The following is a 17,651-nucleotide window of genomic DNA, read 5'->3' as shown; positions in this document are numbered from 1 at the left end:
CCCCGCCGCAACATTCATTACGGCTGGGTGATGGTCGGCGTGACCTTCCTTGCCGCGCTGATCAGCGCCGGCACGGTCGGCGCGCCCGGCGTGTTCATCGTTCCCCTGCAAAAGGAGTTCGGCTGGAGCACGGCGGAGATCTCTTCCGCGCTGTCGATCCGTTTCATCCTGTTCGGGCTGATGGCGCCGTTCGCCGCCGCCCTGCTCAACCGCTACGGGCTGCGCAACGTCACGCTGGCGGCACAGCTGATCGTGGTCTCGGCGCTGGTCGCATCGCTCGGCATGACTCAGGTCTGGCAGCTCGTCGCCCTCTGGGGAGTGGTGATCGGCATCGGCACCGGCATGACCGCGCTGGTGCTCGGCGCGACCATTGCCACGCGCTGGTTCGCGGCACGGCGCGGCCTCGTCGTCGGCATCATGACCGCGAGCGTCGCCACTGGTCAGCTCGTGTTCCTGCCGCTGCTCGCAAGCCTCACCGATCGCTATGGCTGGCGGCTGGCGCTCGGCTTCGTCTGCATCATGCTCGGCGTCTCCGCGCTGGCCGTCCTGCTTGCGATGCGCGACCGGCCGAGCGATCTCGGCCTGCGCCCGTACGGCGACGAAGGCACCGAGCCCCTGCCCACCCCGCCCGTGAGCCACGGCTCGATCACGGGCGTGGCGCTCGGCACGCTGCGCGATGCCTCGAAGTCGACTGCATTCTGGATCCTGTTTGCGACCTTCTTCGTCTGCGGCGCTTCCACCAACGGCCTCGTCCAGGTTCACCTGATCCCGATGTGCCTCGATTTCGGCATCCCGCAGGTGCAGGCCGCGAGCCTGCTCGCAGCCATGGGCATCTTCGACTTCTTCGGCACCATCATGTCGGGCTGGCTGTCGGACCGCTACGACAATCGCTATCTCTTGTTCTGGTACTACGGCCTGCGCGGGCTCTCGCTGATCTTCCTGCCGTTCAGCGACTTCTCGTTCTATGGCCTTTCGATCTTCGCGATGTTCTACGGCCTCGACTGGATCGCGACGGTGCCGCCGACGGTGCGCCTCACCGCGCAGAAATTCGGACCCGAGCGCGCCAATCTGGTGTTCGGCTGGATCTTTGCTGGCCATCAGCTCGGCGCCGGCACCGCGGCGTTCGGCGCTGGTCTCTCGCGGACGGTCTATGAGAGCTATTTGCCCGCGTTCTTCATCGCCGGCGCGCTCTGCGTGTTCGCCTCGTTGATCGTGCTGGCGCTGTCGCGGCAACCCAAACTACAGCCGGCGACGGCCTCGGCCTAGTACCGGATCGTGGTGGTGACGCCGAACACCGCGGCGTCACCGATCCTGGAAATACCGCTCGGATCGTTCGGATTCGCGATGCCGCCGGAGGGACGGAACACATATTGAAAGTAAGGCGCGATCAGCCAGCCCGGCTTGATGTGCGCCTCGTAGATCATCTCGATCAGTGTCTCGTTGCTGCGCACCGGGCTCCGGATGCCGGTGAAGGCCTGCGTGTCGACGTCGAGATGGCGCGCGGTGTTCGAGATCCGCATATAGGCCATCGCCACGCCGAAGCGGTCGAGCGGGCGGCCCGGCGTGAAGCCGACGAAGCCGATGCCGCCGTCCATATAGAGGTCGATCAGATTGCGATCCGGCGGGCTGTGGGCGATGCGGCCGAACGCGGTGATGCCGGGGAGCGAGGCCGACGTGCTGGTCTCGGTCACCTCAGGCGGACGATACAGCACCTGCTCGATCACGGCGAAGATGCCGTAATTGCCTTTGAGCCTTGCGGGAATGCCGCTGCCGCCGGGATCGGCGATCGACATCCCCTCCGCCGTCAAGCGCTGGCTGTCGAACGAGCCGTAGTGCTTCCACGCGCCCGGCGTGAAATTGCCGGCGAGCGGACGGCCGCCGATATCGATGTCGTAGTTGAAGCGGACCTGCCCGATCACCCACGGCGGATCGTTGACGCGGAATGCCAGGCCATGATGATCGCGCAGCTGAGGATCGACATCGCCGGGCCCGGACGGATCGCCGTTGAACACCGCACCATACGCGGTGATCTTGTCGGTCAGTGCGGCCTTGATGCGAATGCCGGGCACCGCGATCGGCGGCGCCGGGCCGCCGGCCGGAAGATTGCTGGCCTTGATCGCGGGCCAGCCGAAGGTGCCGTTGACGAAGAGGTCGTCGGTCTGGCTGTCGAAGAACTCGACATCGGCGGCCTGCTGGCCGGCCCTGATGTTCAGGCGGTCATTGAAAAAGCTCTGCTCGAAATAGGCGTTGTAGAGCCGCTGGTCCGGCAGCGCCTCGATCTCGCTGATGGTGGCGAGGTTCATCACATAGTTGCGGCTGAGCCCCTGGCCGTAGATGACGAGAGCATTGGCGTAAAAGCGGCCGCCGGTCCAGCCGACCAGTCTGTCGAGATCGGCATCGACCGACAGATCGAGCCGGCCGAAATGGATGGCGCCGCGCTTCACGCCCCCGGCGGCGTTGGCGATGTTGTCTGCGATATAGGTGGCGCCGAAATTCAGGCCCTTGCCGGCAAGGCCGTCATGCCACGCGTTGAACCATTTGGGAAACAGCCATGCGGCCGCGCTTTCGTCCTTGGCACCGGCGAGCGCGCTCGTCGCCGTGCAGGCCACGGCGATCGCGGCCGCCACGGATATTTGGGTCCCCCAACTCACGATCGACACACGCTACTTGAAGATACCGGTGCGCCGCATGAAGAGATAGGCCGCAGCCACCGAGCAGGCCATCAGCACCGCCGCCCACAAAAATCCGCTTTCGACCTCGGTCAGCGGCAGGCCCTTGGTGTTCATGCCGAAGATGCCCGTGATCAGCGTCGGCGGCAGCAACAGCGAGGTCACGATCGAGAGGGTGTGGAGATGGCGGTTGCTCTCCTCCTCGTTCTTGAAGCGCAGCTCTTCCTCGAGCAGGCGGCTGCGCTCGCGCAGCTCGACGATGTCGTGATCGAGCCCGTCGAGCCGCTGCGCGAGCTTGCCGGCCTGGATCCGCAACGCCGGCGACAAATGATCGGTGTTCTTCTGATCGAGACGGTGAAACAGCGTGCGCAATCCGGTGAGCTGCCGATGCAGCCGGACGCAGGTGCGGCGGAGCCGGCCGAGATTGCGGCGCATCTCCGGCCTCGCGTCATCGGCGAGGATGCGCTCCTCGATATCGTCGATCTCCTGGCCGAGCTTGTCGGCCATCCGGTCCAGCGTGTCCGCGACCTCATCGACGATCTTTTCGAGCAGATGAGCGACATTGTCGACGCGGTAGCCGCCTTCGAGCACCCGCCGCGTGGCGTCCGCCGAGCACAGCGCCTGATGGCGGCCGGAGACCAGCAGGTGCTCGGTCATGGCGAAGCGCAGGAACGCGGTCTCCTCCGTCGCGCTGTCGATCTCACGCACGAGGTCGGAAAACACGCCGTAGACGCAGTGGTCGATGACGTGAAGCTGCTGGAAGGTGTCGCTCGACAGCAGCAGTTCGCGTGCAAGCGCCGGCAGCTGCGACGCCGCGATCCAGGGCCGCGCCCGCGCGTCGGTCAGGTTGAAATGCAGCCAGAGCCGGCCGTCATGGCTGAACTCGATCGGCTGGTCGACCGGCAGCGCCTCGGCACTGCCGTCGCTGTGCAGGCGGAAGGCCCAGACCAGGCCGGGAATGGCGGGTTCGGCGTTCGATAATGCGCTGGCAAGCTTTGCCGGCTCAGCCATGGATAGCCCCAACCGTCAACAACTGCCCCGTTTCGGAAGATGGCTGACGGCATCTTCCGGACCCCACGCGGGTACTCAATTACGCCAGTGTTACAGTTTGATGATGCCGCCCTATTCCGCCGCCAGCCCGGTCGCGGCCGCCTCGGCTTGCCTGATGTAGTCATGGACGACGCGGCCGAACGGCAGCGTCAGATCGGCAATGTAATGATGCGCGCCGAGGCAGCGGCGGACCGGGAAATCGGCGACCGGCGCGTTGACATGAGGCACCAGGTGCAGCCGGCCCGGCCCCATCCAGGAGCCCTTCGGCACGATGTCGACGAGGTTGATCGCGACCAGCTGGCAGACCTCGAGACGACCGTCGACGCCCGGGATCATCTTCAGATTGATCTGCGTCTTCGACAGCGTGGCGCGGGTGAGATCGCCGTTGCCGGCCATGCTCTCGTGCTTGTAGCCCATGGTGCCCATGGCGACGAGCTGGCCGGCATATTCCAGCGTGCCCGTCAGCGTGTCCTTGACGATCTCGAGCTTGGGATGGGCGTATTTCTTGGGAAAGCCCCAGATCTCGCGGCCGGCGGCGATCGGCGGATCGTCGTCGAGATACATCTGCGAGACGAAGTTGACGTCCTCGCCGTTGAGACGCGCGGGGATGACGAGGCCGGATTCGGTGTAGCTGCCGAAGCCGGAGGAGTCAGGCATCTTGATCCATTCGTAATGCACGATCGGCTGGTCGATCGGCTGCAACGGCTCAGGTAGGCCGGCACGGATCAGCTCCGGGTCGGTCTCGTAGGTGATGACGAGGAATTCGCGGTTGACGAACCGATACGGACCGGCCGGATAGCTCGGCCCCGCCGCGGGCATGGACGGAAGTCTCAGCACGTCTTCGCTTCGCATCGCTGGTCTCCTGTGTTCCTGATCGGCGGCAATTGCTAGCGATCCTCATTGACTGCGATGTGAAGCTTTTCCGTCAGGCGCACGACCCCTGCCATTGCAGCGTGGTCGGTCTGCGTTGCCGGCGATGCATCGGTGCCGCCCTGTCATCACGCCGTCACCACGTGACGCAATCGTCTTGCGCAAGCAGGAGGCATCGCCATGGACGCCCGCACGTCGCATCCGACATATCAGAGCCATCAGGCGCCCTCGCGGGGCTGGCGGCCCGAACGCTGCGATCGCATCGCGCTGGTGCTGCAGGGCGGCGGCGCGCTCGGCGCCTACCAGGCCGGTGTCTATCAGGCGCTGCACGAGGCCGGCATCGAGCCCGACTGGGTCTGCGGTGTCTCGATCGGCGCGATCAACTCCGCCATCATCGCCGGCAACAAGCCGGAAAAGCGGCTCGAGGCGCTGCGCATCTTCTGGGAGCGCATCACCAACCGCAAGATCTGGCACTACACGCCCGACGGCGACGTCTTCCGCCAGTGGCGCAATCTCACCAGCGCCTGGATGACCTCGGCGATGGGCCAGCCCGGATTCTTCACCCCGCACCAAATGAATCCCTGGTTCAGCCCGGTCGGCGCGCGCACCGCGACCAGCTATTACGACACCATGCCGCTGAAGGAGAGCCTGCTCGAGCTGGTCGACTTCGATCTCATCAACGAGAAGAAGGTCCGCTTCGCGGTCGGCGCGGTCACCGTGCTTTCGGGCAATTTCATCTATTTCGACAATTCCCATGACGAGATCGAGCCGGAGCACATCATGGCCTCCGGCGCCCTGCCCCCGGCGCTGCCGATGGTGCGGATCGGCACCGATCATTTCTGGGACGGCGGCATCGTCTCCAACACGCCGCTGCAACACCTGCTCGACCAGGAGGATGCGCTCAAATTCGCTGGTGTTTCAGGTCGACCTGTTCAGCGCGCGCGGCGTGCTGCCGCGCTCGATCCAGGACGTGATGGCTCGCCACAAGGACATCATGTATTCCTCGCGCACGCGCCACAACACCGACGTCTATCGCCGCACCCACAATCTCAAGGTCCTGCTCCACAAGGCGCTGGCGAAGCTGCCGGACGAGCAACTGTCCGACGAGGAGCGCAAGCTGAAGACGAGCCTGTGCCACATGCCGGAGATCGCGATCCTGCATCTGATCTACCAGCAAAAGGCCTATGAGGGCGACGCCAAGGACCACGAGTTCTCGGGCACCTCGATGCGCGAGCACTGGACCAGCGGCTATGAAGACACCAAGCGCACGCTGAAGCGCCGCGACTGGATCAAGATGCCGGAGGAAGGCATGGGCCTCGTCGTGCACGACGTGCACCGGGAGACGGAGAGCGCGTAAGGGACGCTTGTGTCCCGGACGCGCAGCAACGCCTTGAGCGTTGCTGCGCCAAGCCGGGACCCAGAAGCTACACGGTTCGCCGCGATCATGGGCCCCGGCTCTGCAGCGCTCCGTCAAAGGGACGCTGCGCTGCGTCCGGGGCACGAGACTGCCCATAAACGTGATCCATTCGGAAGACACACTTCCGCATTCTCGCGGCTCATTTCGCCCGAGCTTTGCTCTCGTCGTTGCCCTTCTTGTTCAGAAAGGGCGCAGGGAAGGCCGGGCGCCGGCTGGCACCCGCGGTCCCGTGTGCGAACAAGACGCGCACGGGTTGGACAACAGGTGTAGCCGGGCGACCGGCCTTCCCTGCGCGGATGGCTTTACGGCTTATGTCGCGCTCTCCCCGGGGAGCGATGCACTATTGCCCCCGTCGCGTTGCGGATGACTGATGTGCTGACCCGGTTGAGCCGCAACATCACCGCAACACTTGACGCACAGACCCCGGGCGTCAGGACCACACGATTTTGCCGTCCGCGCACATCCCCGTTCCTGTCCCCGATGGCTTGCGTGCGCTCACCATCGAGGCCGAACCAAGGACGCCGTCAGCGCCGTGTCGTATCGCGCGTGCAGCTGCTCACGGGGATCCCGCCCTGCAGCCTGCCCAGCGCGCCGACGCCGTCGCGGCCACCGCCTCCCGGCCCGCGTCTCGTGACGATCGCGAAACGCCCCTTGTGGCGGGCGGGATGAGCCATTGATACGACATATCCGAAATTCGGTAAATAGGAATGTTTTTGCGTCGAGGGATTGACAGGGTGTTTTGCCCGACGGGCGGCGTGCCACCGTAACTGAATATTCGATGCAATGGTGTAAGGGCCTTCGGGTCCCTCTCGCAATCACCGGGGTGGAAAAACAGCAGATCGTTTCGAGCAAGTCGCTTCCTGATAGAGGCGCCGGGCTCCTGGATGGCGGAGGTCGCGATCGAATTGAACAAGGAAGCGAAGTGACGCCGATCTTCGCACATGCGCAACAATTCTCCATACGCAGCAATTGTTCTCCGCTTGGTGGAGCGGCATCGCAGCCGCTATCGTTGCCTTCAGGCCCTAGGACTCCCCAAGTTCTCGCGCCTGAGGACCGCCGCCTCGGCCCCCGGACGTTGACAGTCCCCGAGCAGTTGGCGGCGGTCCTTTCTCCTGTCTCGGCCGCGCCCCGATTTGCAACAGTCGGTTGCTGAGACGGGCCGAGCCGAGGCAGACGATTTGCGGACCCGCTAAGTCATTGATCCCTTTTGTAACCCGAACTGGAAGGTCAAGCCTTTTTCCGAGTCCCAATCTCTCGGCTTGGGGTAGAAGTCAGCCACCTCCGGACCCAAATCGGCCGTGCGAGGCCCCAAAACCAACCGCAGTCAGGAGGCGCCGCGGTAGGACGTCGATTGAAGGAATGTCGTTAGCTACCGCATCAGGTGGAAATCAGGGCGGGCTGGCGCTAACGGCGGCCACAGAAGCGCCCGAACGATGAGCGGAATACCAACGGCCAGAGGTATCAGCCAGTACATGAAATGAGGCAGGTCCTTCCAAAGTGGAAGCTGCTTTCCGTTGTCCACGTAGAAGGCAACCAGCATCAGGATATACGACAGGCCCATCCCCGCGATATGGACCCTGACCCAATACCGCCAGCGGTGCCGGAGCGCAGTGCGACCGATCCAGGCGCAGGCGAACGACAACGTACCGAGGACGAACAAGTGATAGTTTTCGGCCCAGCGCATAAGCGACAGTAACGTCGCGGACGCGAAGAGCGCCAGCAGACACCAGAAATAGATCGTTCCAAGCCTAGAATGACGCCCGCGACGCTTCTGACTCAACATTGCGATTGCGCCGATCGCAACGCTCGCAAGGCCCAGGGGGATATGCACCCCGAAGATCAACGCCAGAAAGAAGTGGTCGGTTGATGGAATTTCGATGCCCGCCACGATGGTCGTTTCTTCGCCTGTCATGGCGTTACTCCCATCTTGCAATTCAACATCGACTAAGCCGGCGAAGAGGGTCGTTTGACGGCGAACGCTACGGCGCCGCAGACAATGCAAAGCATGCAGCAGCCGATCGGGGACGACTGCATAGCTTCCCGTCCAATCGGCGCTTGCTGCGAAAGGCAGCGGGCCGAACGCTGCGCCGGCAATGCCAACCCCTTCGGGCCGCGCCCGCCAGGGACGAAGAGCGCGCCTGGTCAAGCGTTCGAGCCGCGACATGGAATACTCGTCAGGTCAATTGCCCGTCAATTTTCCCCTGCGCAGCTTCGTCAATGGTGCTGACGGTAATTCTCCGGAATTGCCGTTGCGTCTGTCCCGGTCTGGGATGGGCCATTCAATGCATCCACTTCGAGACGAGACGACTGCCCCTTTGTCCGCATCGTACATTGAGTCTGGAGATGATCATGCGCAACATTGCATCGGCGATTGCAATCGTGATCGCGTTGAGCGCGCCGGCTTTGGCTCAGAAGGCCGAGATCGAAGCGAACAATGCGAAATGGATAGAGATGTTCAACAAGGGAGATTTTTCCGGGATTGCATCCCTCTACAGCGCTGATGCGACCGCGCTCCCGCCGGGCTCCGCGATGGTGCAGGGTCGACCAGCCATCGAGGTCATGTGGAAAAGCATGGCTGAACAAGTGACCGATCCGAAGCTCACAACGGTGGATGTCAAGCCACTCGGTTCTTCCGCGGCCCGTGAGATCGGCACGTTCGTCCTGAAGACCAAGGGATCGACACCGCAGGAAGTGACCGGAAAGTATGTCGTCGTCTGGGAGAAGGTCGGAGACGACTGGAAGCTCGCCACCGACATCTGGAACGACGGCAAGTAGCCGTCTTACGTCCAAACCAGCGCTTGCGCAAAAAGCAGGAGGGATCAAACCGACGCGCGTGTTCATTCGCCGTTGTCATTCGATACGCAGGCGCTATCGTGCGCATGCGGCGCAGCCGCGACGTTCATCCGATAATTCTGGTCATGGGAGAATCGCATGAAATTCATAACCACCTGGAGCGTACCTCAAGGCACCTTCAATGCAGCCGTCGCCCGCTTTCTCGAGACCGGTGGCGCACCACCCGAGGGCGTCAAGATGCTGGGCCGCTGGCATGGCATGAATGGACAGGGATTCGCGATCTCTGAATCGAGTGATCCAAAAGCCATGTATCGTTGGCTCGCGCAATGGTCTGACCTGCTCCCGTTGACCGTCACGCCCTGCCTTGAGGACGGAGACGCGGGCGAGGTGATGGCGTCGCTTCCCAAGCGTTGATCATCAAGCGTTGATCATCAAGCGGGCGAAGGGTTTTCTGAACCAGCTCATCCACTGAAGCGCGATGAGATTAGGATGAATCGTCATCGCGCTTTAGTTTATTGCTTGAGCATGAACTTTTCGGAAAACCTCTGCGCACTTTTCCGGATCATGCTCTAGGGTCCAGCCGTCTCCTGGACTCTCCGGAGAGCGGCTACTTCGCGTCCTTGTTCAATTCGATCGCGACCTCCGCCATCCAGGAGCCCGGCGCCTCCATCAGGAAGGATTGACGGTTACTCCTGGTCTGGATCGTCACCAGCGCGGCCACTGTGTTTCCCTCTATTCGCGCCTCGATCAGGCCGTCCTTGTTGGTGCCGTAGACCTTGCCGCCCTGCCGGTACTCGCTCTCGAACCAGTTGCCGGAAAGCTCCGTCCCGCTCTGCTCGATGTTCGCGGACAGGACCATCTTGTACGCATCGCTTGCGCAGCGCAGGTCGAGTGTCAACGACCGTCCCGGCCTGGTGACGTTGTACGCCACCTTGCAGCGAACCTTCTCGCGCGGACCGTCCGACGGCTTCATGGTGCCGATGCCCGACCATGCGCCGGCCAGACTGTCGAACACCGGCTCTGCGCGCAGCGGGCCGGTGCCGACGAGCACGAGCCAGGCCGCGCCAATGCTCATGCGCGCCGCCAAAACCTTCAATCGCATTCTGCCAATCCTGATCTGTAAAGTCCGAGCGCGTTCTACGCCCTGATGGCCGCGGGAAGTTGTCGAAGATGTTTAGAAATGTTGCAGAGATTGCCTGAACGTTGCCGGGATCGACACATCAGCCGGTAATGAAGCCGATATCGCCGCGGCAAGTTCCCGTCGGTCCCGCTTGGCCGCAAATGCCCCGCGGGAGCGCAGGGCAATCGCACACGGCATTTTCCGCCAGCCAAGCGCGCGCCTCGTCCTTCGAGACGACCGCTTTGCGGTCTCCCAGGATGAGGCTAAGCGGCATCGGTGCCCGTTGAGAGTGCTGCCGCACACTCCGTCCTCATCCTGAGGCCCGCCAACGGCTTGCGCCTCGAAGGATGGCCACAGAGAACGTCGCCGGAGCGAAATCCCGCCTCAGTTCGGACCGGGCATATTGCCCGCGAACTGCGGATAGCACTCGCGCAGTTCCTCGCGGATTCGCCCCCGGATCAAAGCAAGCGTCGCCTCGTCCGGCAGCGGCGTCGTGACCTCGCATCTCTCGTTGTCGTACGAGAATCCCGTCGTGCCTCGAATGTCGCGCCAACCATATCCCGGATGCGTGCTCTCGAGGCGGAAACGTCCCGCTTCCCGGTCGAAGGAAAACAACGCCGCATTGGTCAGCAGGGCATGAGGGCCGCCTCGCCGATAGACCGTCTCGTCGGTAACTCCAGGCGCGGAGACGAAGTCCACGCGCTCCACCAGGGATCGCAGGCTGTGCTCTTCGCGGAACAGAATGACCCGCGGCACCAGGAAGTACAGATAGGCGGAGCCGAACGAGCCGGGCCACCTGACCGGATTGTTCGGATAGTCGCCGGTGCCAACGAGATTGACGTTGCCCTGACCGTCGATCTGGCCGCCGCCGAGAAAGAAGGCGTCAAGGCGCCCCTGCGCAGCGCAATCGAACAGCTCCTCGGCACCGCCAGTGAAGGAATTGTGCTTGACCGACCCGAGGATCGAGACCTGCACGTGCTCCAACCCGTCACGCTGGTTGAGCGCGCGCAAGAGCATCGCTCCCGCCGCCGGCATCGGCGAGGATTGGCCGACTGCAACATGCCGCACGCCCTTCAGCAGCCGCGAGATCGTGTAGATCATCAACTCGCGGCTGGTGCACGCCTCGCTCATGCCGCGCTCCTCGCGCCCCGCATGTAGGCCTGGAACCCTTCCGGCGAGCGCGCCGCGCGCGCGTATTTCTCGACTTCCTGTCCATCCCTGGGATATTCGGCGTAAAGCCCGGTGGGCCATCCACCGTTCTTCAGCTGTGCCACCGCGCTCACATAGATCGCGGGCAGGACGCCCGCGGCCATCTTCTCGTCCTCGAGCAGCGACGTCTCGGAGATGCGCTCCACGGTCACGAAAGCCCGCTTCGACGCATGGGCCAGCAGCATCGTTTCGCGCCGGCGGCCCAGCCGCACATTGCCGAACCTGTCTGCTTCAGGCGCATGAAACAAAGCGACATCGGGCTGGATCGCCGAGACCACGACGATCTTCTCGCCGTCGTCGAACGGATTGGACGTCACCTTCCAGTCGTCGCGCTTCTCCAGGACGTCGCTGCCGATGATGCCGCGGATCGGCATGAACGGAACGCCCTTCTCCGCGGCCGTCAACCCTGCGAACACCGCGGGACAAGTGGCATCACGGAGGCGAATAGATCCGTCGCGGACAGCCCGGCTGAAGCAGGGCGCGCCGCCGGCTTCGCCGAGACTGACGGCGCTCGTCTCCAGCGTTGCCACGGCGCCAGCGCCGATGAGCATGTCGACCTGCATGCCGCCGATCGGTGCGCAGACCACATGGAGATCGCGAATGCCGCGATCGATCAGCATCCGAACCAGTCCTGGTGCCGCGGCGTAATCGTCCGGCGCCAGGCCGAGCTTGCATCCCGAGGGTATCATCTCCGCCATCTCTCGCGGCGTTACGAAGTCTGTCATCTCTTCACCTCTCCCTCGATTTCCAGTCAGGCCCATCGAACAAGATCGACGTCCGGACACGTCCGCATCATTTGAGCCGTGGCGCCGCCGGTTGTGAACATGCGAATCCGGTCAACCACGTCCCATGTTGTAGAACTCCGGGTTCGGACGCATGCTGGTGACGTTGGCAAGCCGGTTGGAGAGACCGAAGAAGGCCGAGATCGCGGCAATGTCCCAGATGTCGTCTTCCGTGAACCCGTGCGATTTCAGCGTGGCGAAATCGGATTCGGAAACCTTGTAGGCCTCGGTCGAAACGCGCACGGCGAAATCGAGCATCGCCTTCTGCCGGTCGGTGATATCCGCCTTGCGGTAATTGACCGCGACCTGGTCGGCGATCAGCGGATCCTTGGCGCGGATCCGCAGGATCGCGCCATGGGCGACGACGCAATACTGGCATTGATTGAGGTTGCTGGTCGCAACCACGATCATTTCCCGCTCGGCCTTGGTGGTGTTGCCGGGCTTGTCCATGAGCGCGTCGTGATAGGCAAAAAATGCGCGAAACTCGTCCGGCCGGTGCGCCAGCACGAGAAAGACGTTCGGGATGAAGCCGGACTTCTCCTGGACGGCGACGATGCGGGCGCGGATGTCCTCTGGCATGTCGGCCAGATCAGGGACAGGGAAGCGGCTGATGGCAAGTGCCTGGGTCATGGCCTGGTTATCCTCGGTACTCGTCGATGGAAATCGGTACGATCACGCGTTCCTTCGCCTGGATCATGGCGAGAAATCCTCGCGCGAAGACGTCGAGCGCGTCGGGGCGCCTTTCCAGCTTCGCCCGCAGCACCGCGCCCTCCCAGCCGATCCAGAAGAACTGCGCGAGGCTGTCGCAATCGACGCCTTCGGGGACGTCGCCCGCCTGCTGCGCCGCGCGGAGGCAGCGTGAGGTCCGCGCCTCCCAATCCCTGAAGACGGCGGCGAGGCGCTTTCGGAACGGCTCCGGCAGCGCCCCCATCTCTTGCCCGAGATTGCCGACGAGACAGCCACGTCGATAGCCGTAGCGAGCCATGCCCGACCGCGCGTCTGCGATGAAATCGCGCAGGCGATCCAGCGGAGCCCGCTCTATGTCGTCGAACCATCGATCCAGCTTGCGGGCGAAATAGGCGGCATAGGCATCGATCAGCTCGAGGCCAAAAGCCTCCTTGCTGCCGAAGTAATGATAGAACGACCCTTTCGGCACGTCCGCGGAATCCAGGATCTCCTCGACGCCGACGGCGCTGAATCCCTTCTCGGTCAGTATAGCAACGCCCGTCCGCAACAGACGCGCGCGCGGCGCATTCGGCTGCGACTGGTCCTTGGGAGGACGCCCCCGTCGGCGCGGCTCTGGAACCGAGGCTGCTCTATTCATCATGATTTATTAGACCGACTGTCTTGCAAAATCAACCGCTCGTCGTCCCAAGGCTCAACTCTCCCGCGGACCGCATTCGTCACCGGCTGCAGTTCGAGACATCTTGCCGTTAGACTCCCCGCGCCAAACGTGGACAATAACCCGGGCACGTTACGTGCGCAGTGCACACCAAGATGCGCCAGGGGAAACGAAAATGCCGGCTGCCTTTCCGTCGTCCGAACCCACCATTCCGACCGCTCCCTTGACGGCCGAGATGCGCGATGCGTTGCGCGTGATCGTGGGTGAGAAGGGCCTCATCGAGGACGCGCACGGCAAGCAGCCATTCGTGACGGATTGGCGGGGACTGCTGGTTGGCGGTGCCGGCGCCGTCGTCCGTCCTGGCAGCACCGAGGAGGTCTCGAAAGTGGTCCGGCTTTGCCATGAGCACGGCGTCGCCATCGTGCCACAGGGTGGCAACACCGGCCTGATGGGTGGGGCAACGCCCTGGCCTGCACACACCGGCATCGTGTTGTCGCTCGGCCGCATGAACCGCGTGCTGGACGTCGATCCCGTCGGCTACGCGATGACGGTCGAGGCCGGCTGCGTGCTGCAGACACTTCAAGAGACGGCAAGCCGGCACGACAGGTTCCTGCCGCTCAGCCTCGGCGCCCAGGGCTCGTGCATGATCGGCGGCAATCTATCGACCAACGCCGGCGGCGTGCAGGTGCTGCGCTATGGCAATGCCCGCAATCTCGTGCTGGGTCTCGAGGTCGTGCTGGCGAGCGGCGAGGTCTGGGACGGATTGCGCGCGCTCAAGAAGGACAACACCGGCTATGACCTCAAGCACCTCTTCATGGGCGCCGAGGGCACGCTGGGCATCATCACCAAAGCCGTGCTCAAGCTGTGGCCGGCGCCGAAGGATGTCTCTACGTCGTGGCTGGCGATCCGCGATCCGCGCGCGGCCCTCGAGATCCTGTCGGAAGCGCACAGCGCGTCCGAGGACAATGTCGGCTCCTGCGAGCTGATGAGCCGGGCCGCCATCGACATGGTGCTGCGCCATATTCCCGGCACCCAGGATCCTCTCAAGGCCGACACGCCATGGTACCTGCTGCTGGAATGGTCGTCCTCGCGGGCGCGCCAGGACGGCGCGGAGGGCATGTCCGAGAAGATGGAGCAGTTTCTTGGCCATCAACTCGAGGCCGGCCGCGTGCTCGATGCGGTGATCGCCCACACGGTCGGTCAAGCGCGCAACATGTGGCGCATCCGCGAAAGTGTCGCCGAGGCCTCCCGGGCCGAAGGTCCGGGGCTCAGCTTCGATGTGTCGGTGGCCATCTCCAAGATTCCGGAGTTCATCGCCAAGGGCACCACGGCGGTGCTCGATATTCTCCCGACCATCAGGCCCTATCCTTTGGGGCACATCGGCGATGGCAATCTGCATTTTTCGTTCATGGGGCCATCAGGCATGGATCAGCAGACGCTGACCCAATACAAGGGGGCCATCACGCGGGCCGTGAACGATCTCGTCACCTCGATGGGCGGCTCGATCTCGGCGGAACACGGCATCGGCATCGACAAGCTCGACGAGCTCAGCCATTACCGCTCGAAGACCGAGCTCGACATCATGCGAACCATCAAGCGCGCGCTCGATCCGCAGAACATCATGAATCCCGGCAAAGTGCTGCGGCTGTGACCGACGCTGCGCCCCGCGCCGACGATCGGTCGAGCGTGGGCAGGTCGCAACGATGTTGCGACCCGTCCGCGATCTTGTCGAGAGTGGTGTCCGCGGCCCTCAAGCCGCCGAACCACCGCGCGGATTGACGATCGCATACCCTCGCAATGAACGTGCGTGGATTCGCGTGGCGTGTCCGCCCGAGTTGGCGTCATAGGCCATCCAGACATCGCCTCCGAGGTGCTGCTCCAGAACGAAAACGTGTCCTCGTCGCGCAGCAACCATTCCCGGTGCGGGTGATGTCCGCGGAAAGCGCAGCCAATTGGCCGCAAGATTCAATTCCGGCACGATACGACCGAACACGCGCAGAGCCGCGCCGCAGCCGCAGAAGGACGAAGGGCAACCTGCCGGACGACCACCGACGACGCGAGCCCCGGAGACACCGGAGACGGTCGCCGGCGTGGCGGCGCCCCCAGCATCGGTCACTGTCAGTTGCGTCGAGCGGTACGCTTGCAGTGACGGCCTGGAATTCAGTGAGTATCTGGAAGTAATTGAAGACTTGAAAGTCCGCTCGCGCTGCATCTGCGAATACGAGAAGTCGCAAGGCATGGTGACGTTGCATTCGGAAGCATGATGAATGCGATAAGGTCGCGCTTCCGAAGTAACAGAGCTCAAGACAACGAAGAGATACGCAGAAATTACTAGCCTGTACATTGCAGGACTCCAAAATAGAGTGGTCCTGCCCCAGGCAACGAGAAACCAATAACAGTTTGGCTGAAATGGGCCTAAAGAGCGGCTGAAAATGGCTGCGTCCGCGGGACGCTGTCTGCAATCATCATAGCCTACAAATAGCGACCGAAATGATTAACTCGCAGAGAACGAATGAGCGCTCCGCGCGTCCAACGCAGCGCATGCAATCAAGTCCGGTTCGCATGGGTCGTGGATTCCACAGCAAGCTCTCCTCGTCACTGCGCTACCCGTGATCGGCACGACGCCGCCATTCACTGCATCATCGCTGCCGCGATCTTCTCCGCCGACATCAACACGGGAAAGTTGGTGTTGGCGCATGGCACCACCGGAAAGATCGAGGCGTCGACGACGCGCAGGCCGTGGATGCCCTTGACGCGGCCCTGATTGTCGACCACCGCCATCGGATCGTCGGCCCGGCCCATGCGGCATGAGCAGGAGGCGTGCCAGACGCCGATGGTCGCCTTGCGCACGAAGGCTTCCAGCGCCTCGTCGTCGTTCATCACCTGATCGAAGGTAAAACCCTCGACCACGAAATTGTCGATCATGTAGTGACGCAGCGCCGCCGGTCCGTCCATCAAGGTCGCGGCGATCTTGGTCAAGATCCTGTTCCTGGTGTTGACCACGCCGATCTTGCGGACCTTGTCCGTATAGGCGGCCGGGAACGGCTTGTCCGTCACCGCCTTGACCACGTCGCTCATCTGCACCGCCGCCATCTTGCGGAAGCCGCTCATCAGGCGATCGAGATCGCGCCGGTCGGACAACAGGTTGAACTCGACGATCGGCTCTGCCGACGGATCGCGCGAGGCCAGCTTGACCTGTCCGGTCTCGGAATAGGTCTTGTTGACGAAGGTCAAGAGCGAACCGATCTGCTCGCCGACCGCATGCCAGGCCGATTTGGAGAGCAGGACGACGAACATGTCGCCCTTCGGCACACCTTCGAGGCCCGACGAGTAGCGCAGGCCAAGCTGCATGTGGCGCCTGGTGTGCTCGTTCATGCGCGCGCCGCGGCGGACAAAGGACGACAGCGAGATCGAGGGATGATCCATCAGGCGCTGGCCGACGCCCGGCAGTCCCATCAGCACGGGAATCCCCATATCCTTGAGATGGCCGACCGGCCCGATGCCGGCGCGGAGCAGATGCGCCGGCGAATGGATGGCGCCGCTGGAGAGGATGATCTCGCGTCCACGGAATTCCTGCTCGCGTCCGTCCACGACGGCCTTCACGCCGACGCATCGCGTCCCCTCGAACAGCAGCTCGCGCACTTGCGTGTTGGTGGAGATCGTGAGATTGGCGCGCTGGCGGGTGTCGCGGTCGAGATAGCCCATCGCGGCCGAGACGCGCTGCTCGGCCTGATTGGAATGCGTCACCGGGAAATAGCCGTCGACGAACTCGCCGTTCTGGTCCGGCAGGAATCGGTGGCCGGCCTGCTGGAAAGCATCGGCGAAGGCCTGCGAATGCCGCGTCCAGTGCTCGCGCGGGATGCGGCGGACCGGGATCCGGCCATCCTTGCCATGGTACGGTCCGTCGAAATCGAGATCGCGCTCGACCTTCTTGAAGAAGGGCAGCACGTCGTTCCAGGTCCACCCTTCGGCGCCGCGCGCGTCCCATTCGTCGTAATCGGTGGGAGCACCGCGGTTGGCCATCTGGCCGTTGATCGATGAGCCGCCGCCGAGCACGCGCGCCTGCTCGTATTTGCGCAAGGGGGGCCGGCCCACGTGCGGGTTGTTGTGGCTGACGACCTGCGTCGTGACCTTGAGCTCGGTCCAGTGGAAGCGTGGATCGAAATAGGCCGTACCCGGATAGCTGTCCCTGATCTCGGCCGGCTCGTTGCCGGGCGGCGTGTCCTGCCCGGCTTCGCACAGCAGGACCTTGTTGGCACTTCTCGCGGAGAGCCGGTGGGCCAGCACGGACCCCGCCGAGCCGCCGCCCACGATAATGAAGTCATACACGATTGGCGCGTCCTCTTGTTCTTGTTCGGGGAACGTAGCGCGTAATTGTTTTGAGGTCACGCCATCGCGG

15 protein-coding genes and 1 pseudogene are annotated in these 17,651 nt (G+C 63.4%); 5 read left to right on the top strand and 11 right to left on the bottom strand.

Going from position 1 to position 17,651, the window contains the following annotated elements:
- Window positions 1-1,266 (top strand): MFS transporter (locus IC66_RS0101525; RefSeq protein WP_038946432.1); only part of this gene is annotated, 1,266 nt, incomplete at its 5' end.
- Here the strand turns inward: IC66_RS0101525 and IC66_RS0101520 are convergent.
- The 3 genes from IC66_RS0101520 to IC66_RS0101510 all read right to left on the bottom strand — a co-directional run bounded on the left by IC66_RS0101520 (window position 1,263) and on the right by IC66_RS0101510 (window position 4,571).
- Entirely contained in the window at window positions 1,263-2,627 is a 1,365-nt protein-coding gene (locus IC66_RS0101520) for a carbohydrate porin (protein WP_244429070.1), read from the bottom strand. The genes IC66_RS0101525 and IC66_RS0101520 overlap by 4 nt on opposite strands.
- A gap of 36 nt (window positions 2,628-2,663) precedes the next feature.
- On the bottom strand, window positions 2,664-3,680 hold the full coding sequence (locus IC66_RS0101515) for a transporter (RefSeq protein ID WP_038946430.1): 1,017 nt from the start codon (window positions 3,678-3,680) through the stop codon (window positions 2,664-2,666).
- Between the two features lie 111 nt (window positions 3,681-3,791).
- The gene (locus IC66_RS0101510; RefSeq protein ID WP_018319871.1) at window positions 3,792-4,571 is read right to left on the bottom strand and encodes an acetoacetate decarboxylase; all 780 of its coding nucleotides are present in this window, start codon (window positions 4,569-4,571) and stop codon (window positions 3,792-3,794) included.
- 198 nt (window positions 4,572-4,769) lie between these two features.
- On the opposite strand from IC66_RS0101510, the pseudogene IC66_RS0101505 reads away from it, so the two are divergent.
- Window positions 4,770-5,946 (top strand): annotated as a pseudogene (locus IC66_RS0101505) (patatin-like phospholipase family protein).
- Window positions 5,947-7,375: 1,429 nt separating this feature from the next.
- On the opposite strand, the gene IC66_RS0101500 reads toward IC66_RS0101505, so the two are convergent.
- Complete coding sequence (locus tag IC66_RS0101500) at window positions 7,376-8,170, bottom strand: hypothetical protein (RefSeq protein ID WP_162130946.1); 795 nt, start codon at window positions 8,168-8,170, stop codon at window positions 7,376-7,378.
- Between the two features lie 185 nt (window positions 8,171-8,355).
- Between IC66_RS0101500 and IC66_RS0101495 the strand changes: the two genes are divergently transcribed.
- Both IC66_RS0101495 and IC66_RS0101485 read left to right on the top strand, forming a co-directional pair.
- Complete coding sequence (locus IC66_RS0101495; RefSeq protein WP_028145136.1) at window positions 8,356-8,781, top strand: YybH family protein; 426 nt, start codon at window positions 8,356-8,358, stop codon at window positions 8,779-8,781.
- Between the two features lie 156 nt (window positions 8,782-8,937).
- Window positions 8,938-9,213, top strand: a complete 276-nt coding sequence (locus IC66_RS0101485) for a DUF3303 domain-containing protein (protein ID WP_018319867.1) — start codon at window positions 8,938-8,940, stop codon at window positions 9,211-9,213.
- A gap of 193 nt (window positions 9,214-9,406) precedes the next feature.
- Here the strand turns inward: IC66_RS0101485 and IC66_RS0101480 are convergent, their stop codons facing one another.
- The 5 genes from IC66_RS0101480 to acuR all read right to left on the bottom strand — a co-directional run bounded on the left by IC66_RS0101480 (window position 9,407) and on the right by acuR (window position 13,237).
- Window positions 9,407-9,901, bottom strand: coding sequence for a hypothetical protein (locus IC66_RS0101480; protein ID WP_028145137.1), 495 nt, complete (start codon window positions 9,899-9,901; stop codon window positions 9,407-9,409).
- A gap of 402 nt (window positions 9,902-10,303) precedes the next feature.
- Window positions 10,304-11,050 carry a CoA-transferase gene (locus tag IC66_RS0101475; RefSeq protein WP_038946429.1) on the bottom strand — a complete coding sequence of 249 codons (747 nt, stop codon included), beginning with the start codon at window positions 11,048-11,050 and terminating at the stop codon, window positions 10,304-10,306.
- Window positions 11,047-11,853 carry a CoA transferase subunit A gene (locus tag IC66_RS0101470; RefSeq protein WP_038946428.1) on the bottom strand — a complete coding sequence of 269 codons (807 nt, stop codon included), beginning with the start codon at window positions 11,851-11,853 and terminating at the stop codon, window positions 11,047-11,049. Before IC66_RS0101470 ends, IC66_RS0101475 begins: the two co-directional genes overlap by 4 nt.
- A 111-nt stretch (window positions 11,854-11,964) precedes the next feature.
- Window positions 11,965-12,540: a peroxidase-related enzyme gene (locus tag IC66_RS0101465; RefSeq protein WP_038946427.1), complete on the bottom strand. Its 576-nt coding sequence runs from the start codon at window positions 12,538-12,540 to the stop codon at window positions 11,965-11,967.
- A gap of 7 nt (window positions 12,541-12,547) precedes the next feature.
- Window positions 12,548-13,237: an acrylate utilization transcriptional regulator AcuR gene (acuR, locus tag IC66_RS0101460; RefSeq protein ID WP_085971601.1), complete on the bottom strand. Its 690-nt coding sequence runs from the start codon at window positions 13,235-13,237 to the stop codon at window positions 12,548-12,550.
- Window positions 13,238-13,427: 190 nt separating this feature from the next.
- Between acuR and IC66_RS0101455 the strand changes: the two genes are divergently transcribed.
- Window positions 13,428-14,903, top strand: a complete 1,476-nt coding sequence (locus tag IC66_RS0101455; protein ID WP_038946425.1) for an FAD-binding oxidoreductase — start codon at window positions 13,428-13,430, stop codon at window positions 14,901-14,903.
- Between the two features lie 99 nt (window positions 14,904-15,002).
- On the opposite strand, the gene IC66_RS47505 is transcribed toward IC66_RS0101455, so the two are convergent.
- Together IC66_RS47505 and IC66_RS0101450 are read right to left on the bottom strand one after the other, a co-directional pair.
- Window positions 15,003-15,596, bottom strand: coding sequence for a hypothetical protein (locus IC66_RS47505; protein WP_193375297.1), 594 nt, complete (start codon window positions 15,594-15,596; stop codon window positions 15,003-15,005).
- Between the two features lie 287 nt (window positions 15,597-15,883).
- Window positions 15,884-17,581 (bottom strand): GMC family oxidoreductase, encoded by a 1,698-nt coding sequence (locus IC66_RS0101450; protein ID WP_038946424.1) that lies wholly within the window; start codon window positions 17,579-17,581, stop codon window positions 15,884-15,886.
- Window positions 17,582-17,651: the final 70 nt, after the last annotated feature.

It is taken from the genome of Bradyrhizobium genomosp. III (genome assembly GCF_000261705.1).
In the GTDB taxonomy this organism is placed as follows: domain Bacteria; phylum Pseudomonadota; class Alphaproteobacteria; order Rhizobiales; family Xanthobacteraceae; genus Bradyrhizobium; species Bradyrhizobium ottawaense.
This window is presented reverse-complemented; position numbering and strand designations above follow the sequence as displayed.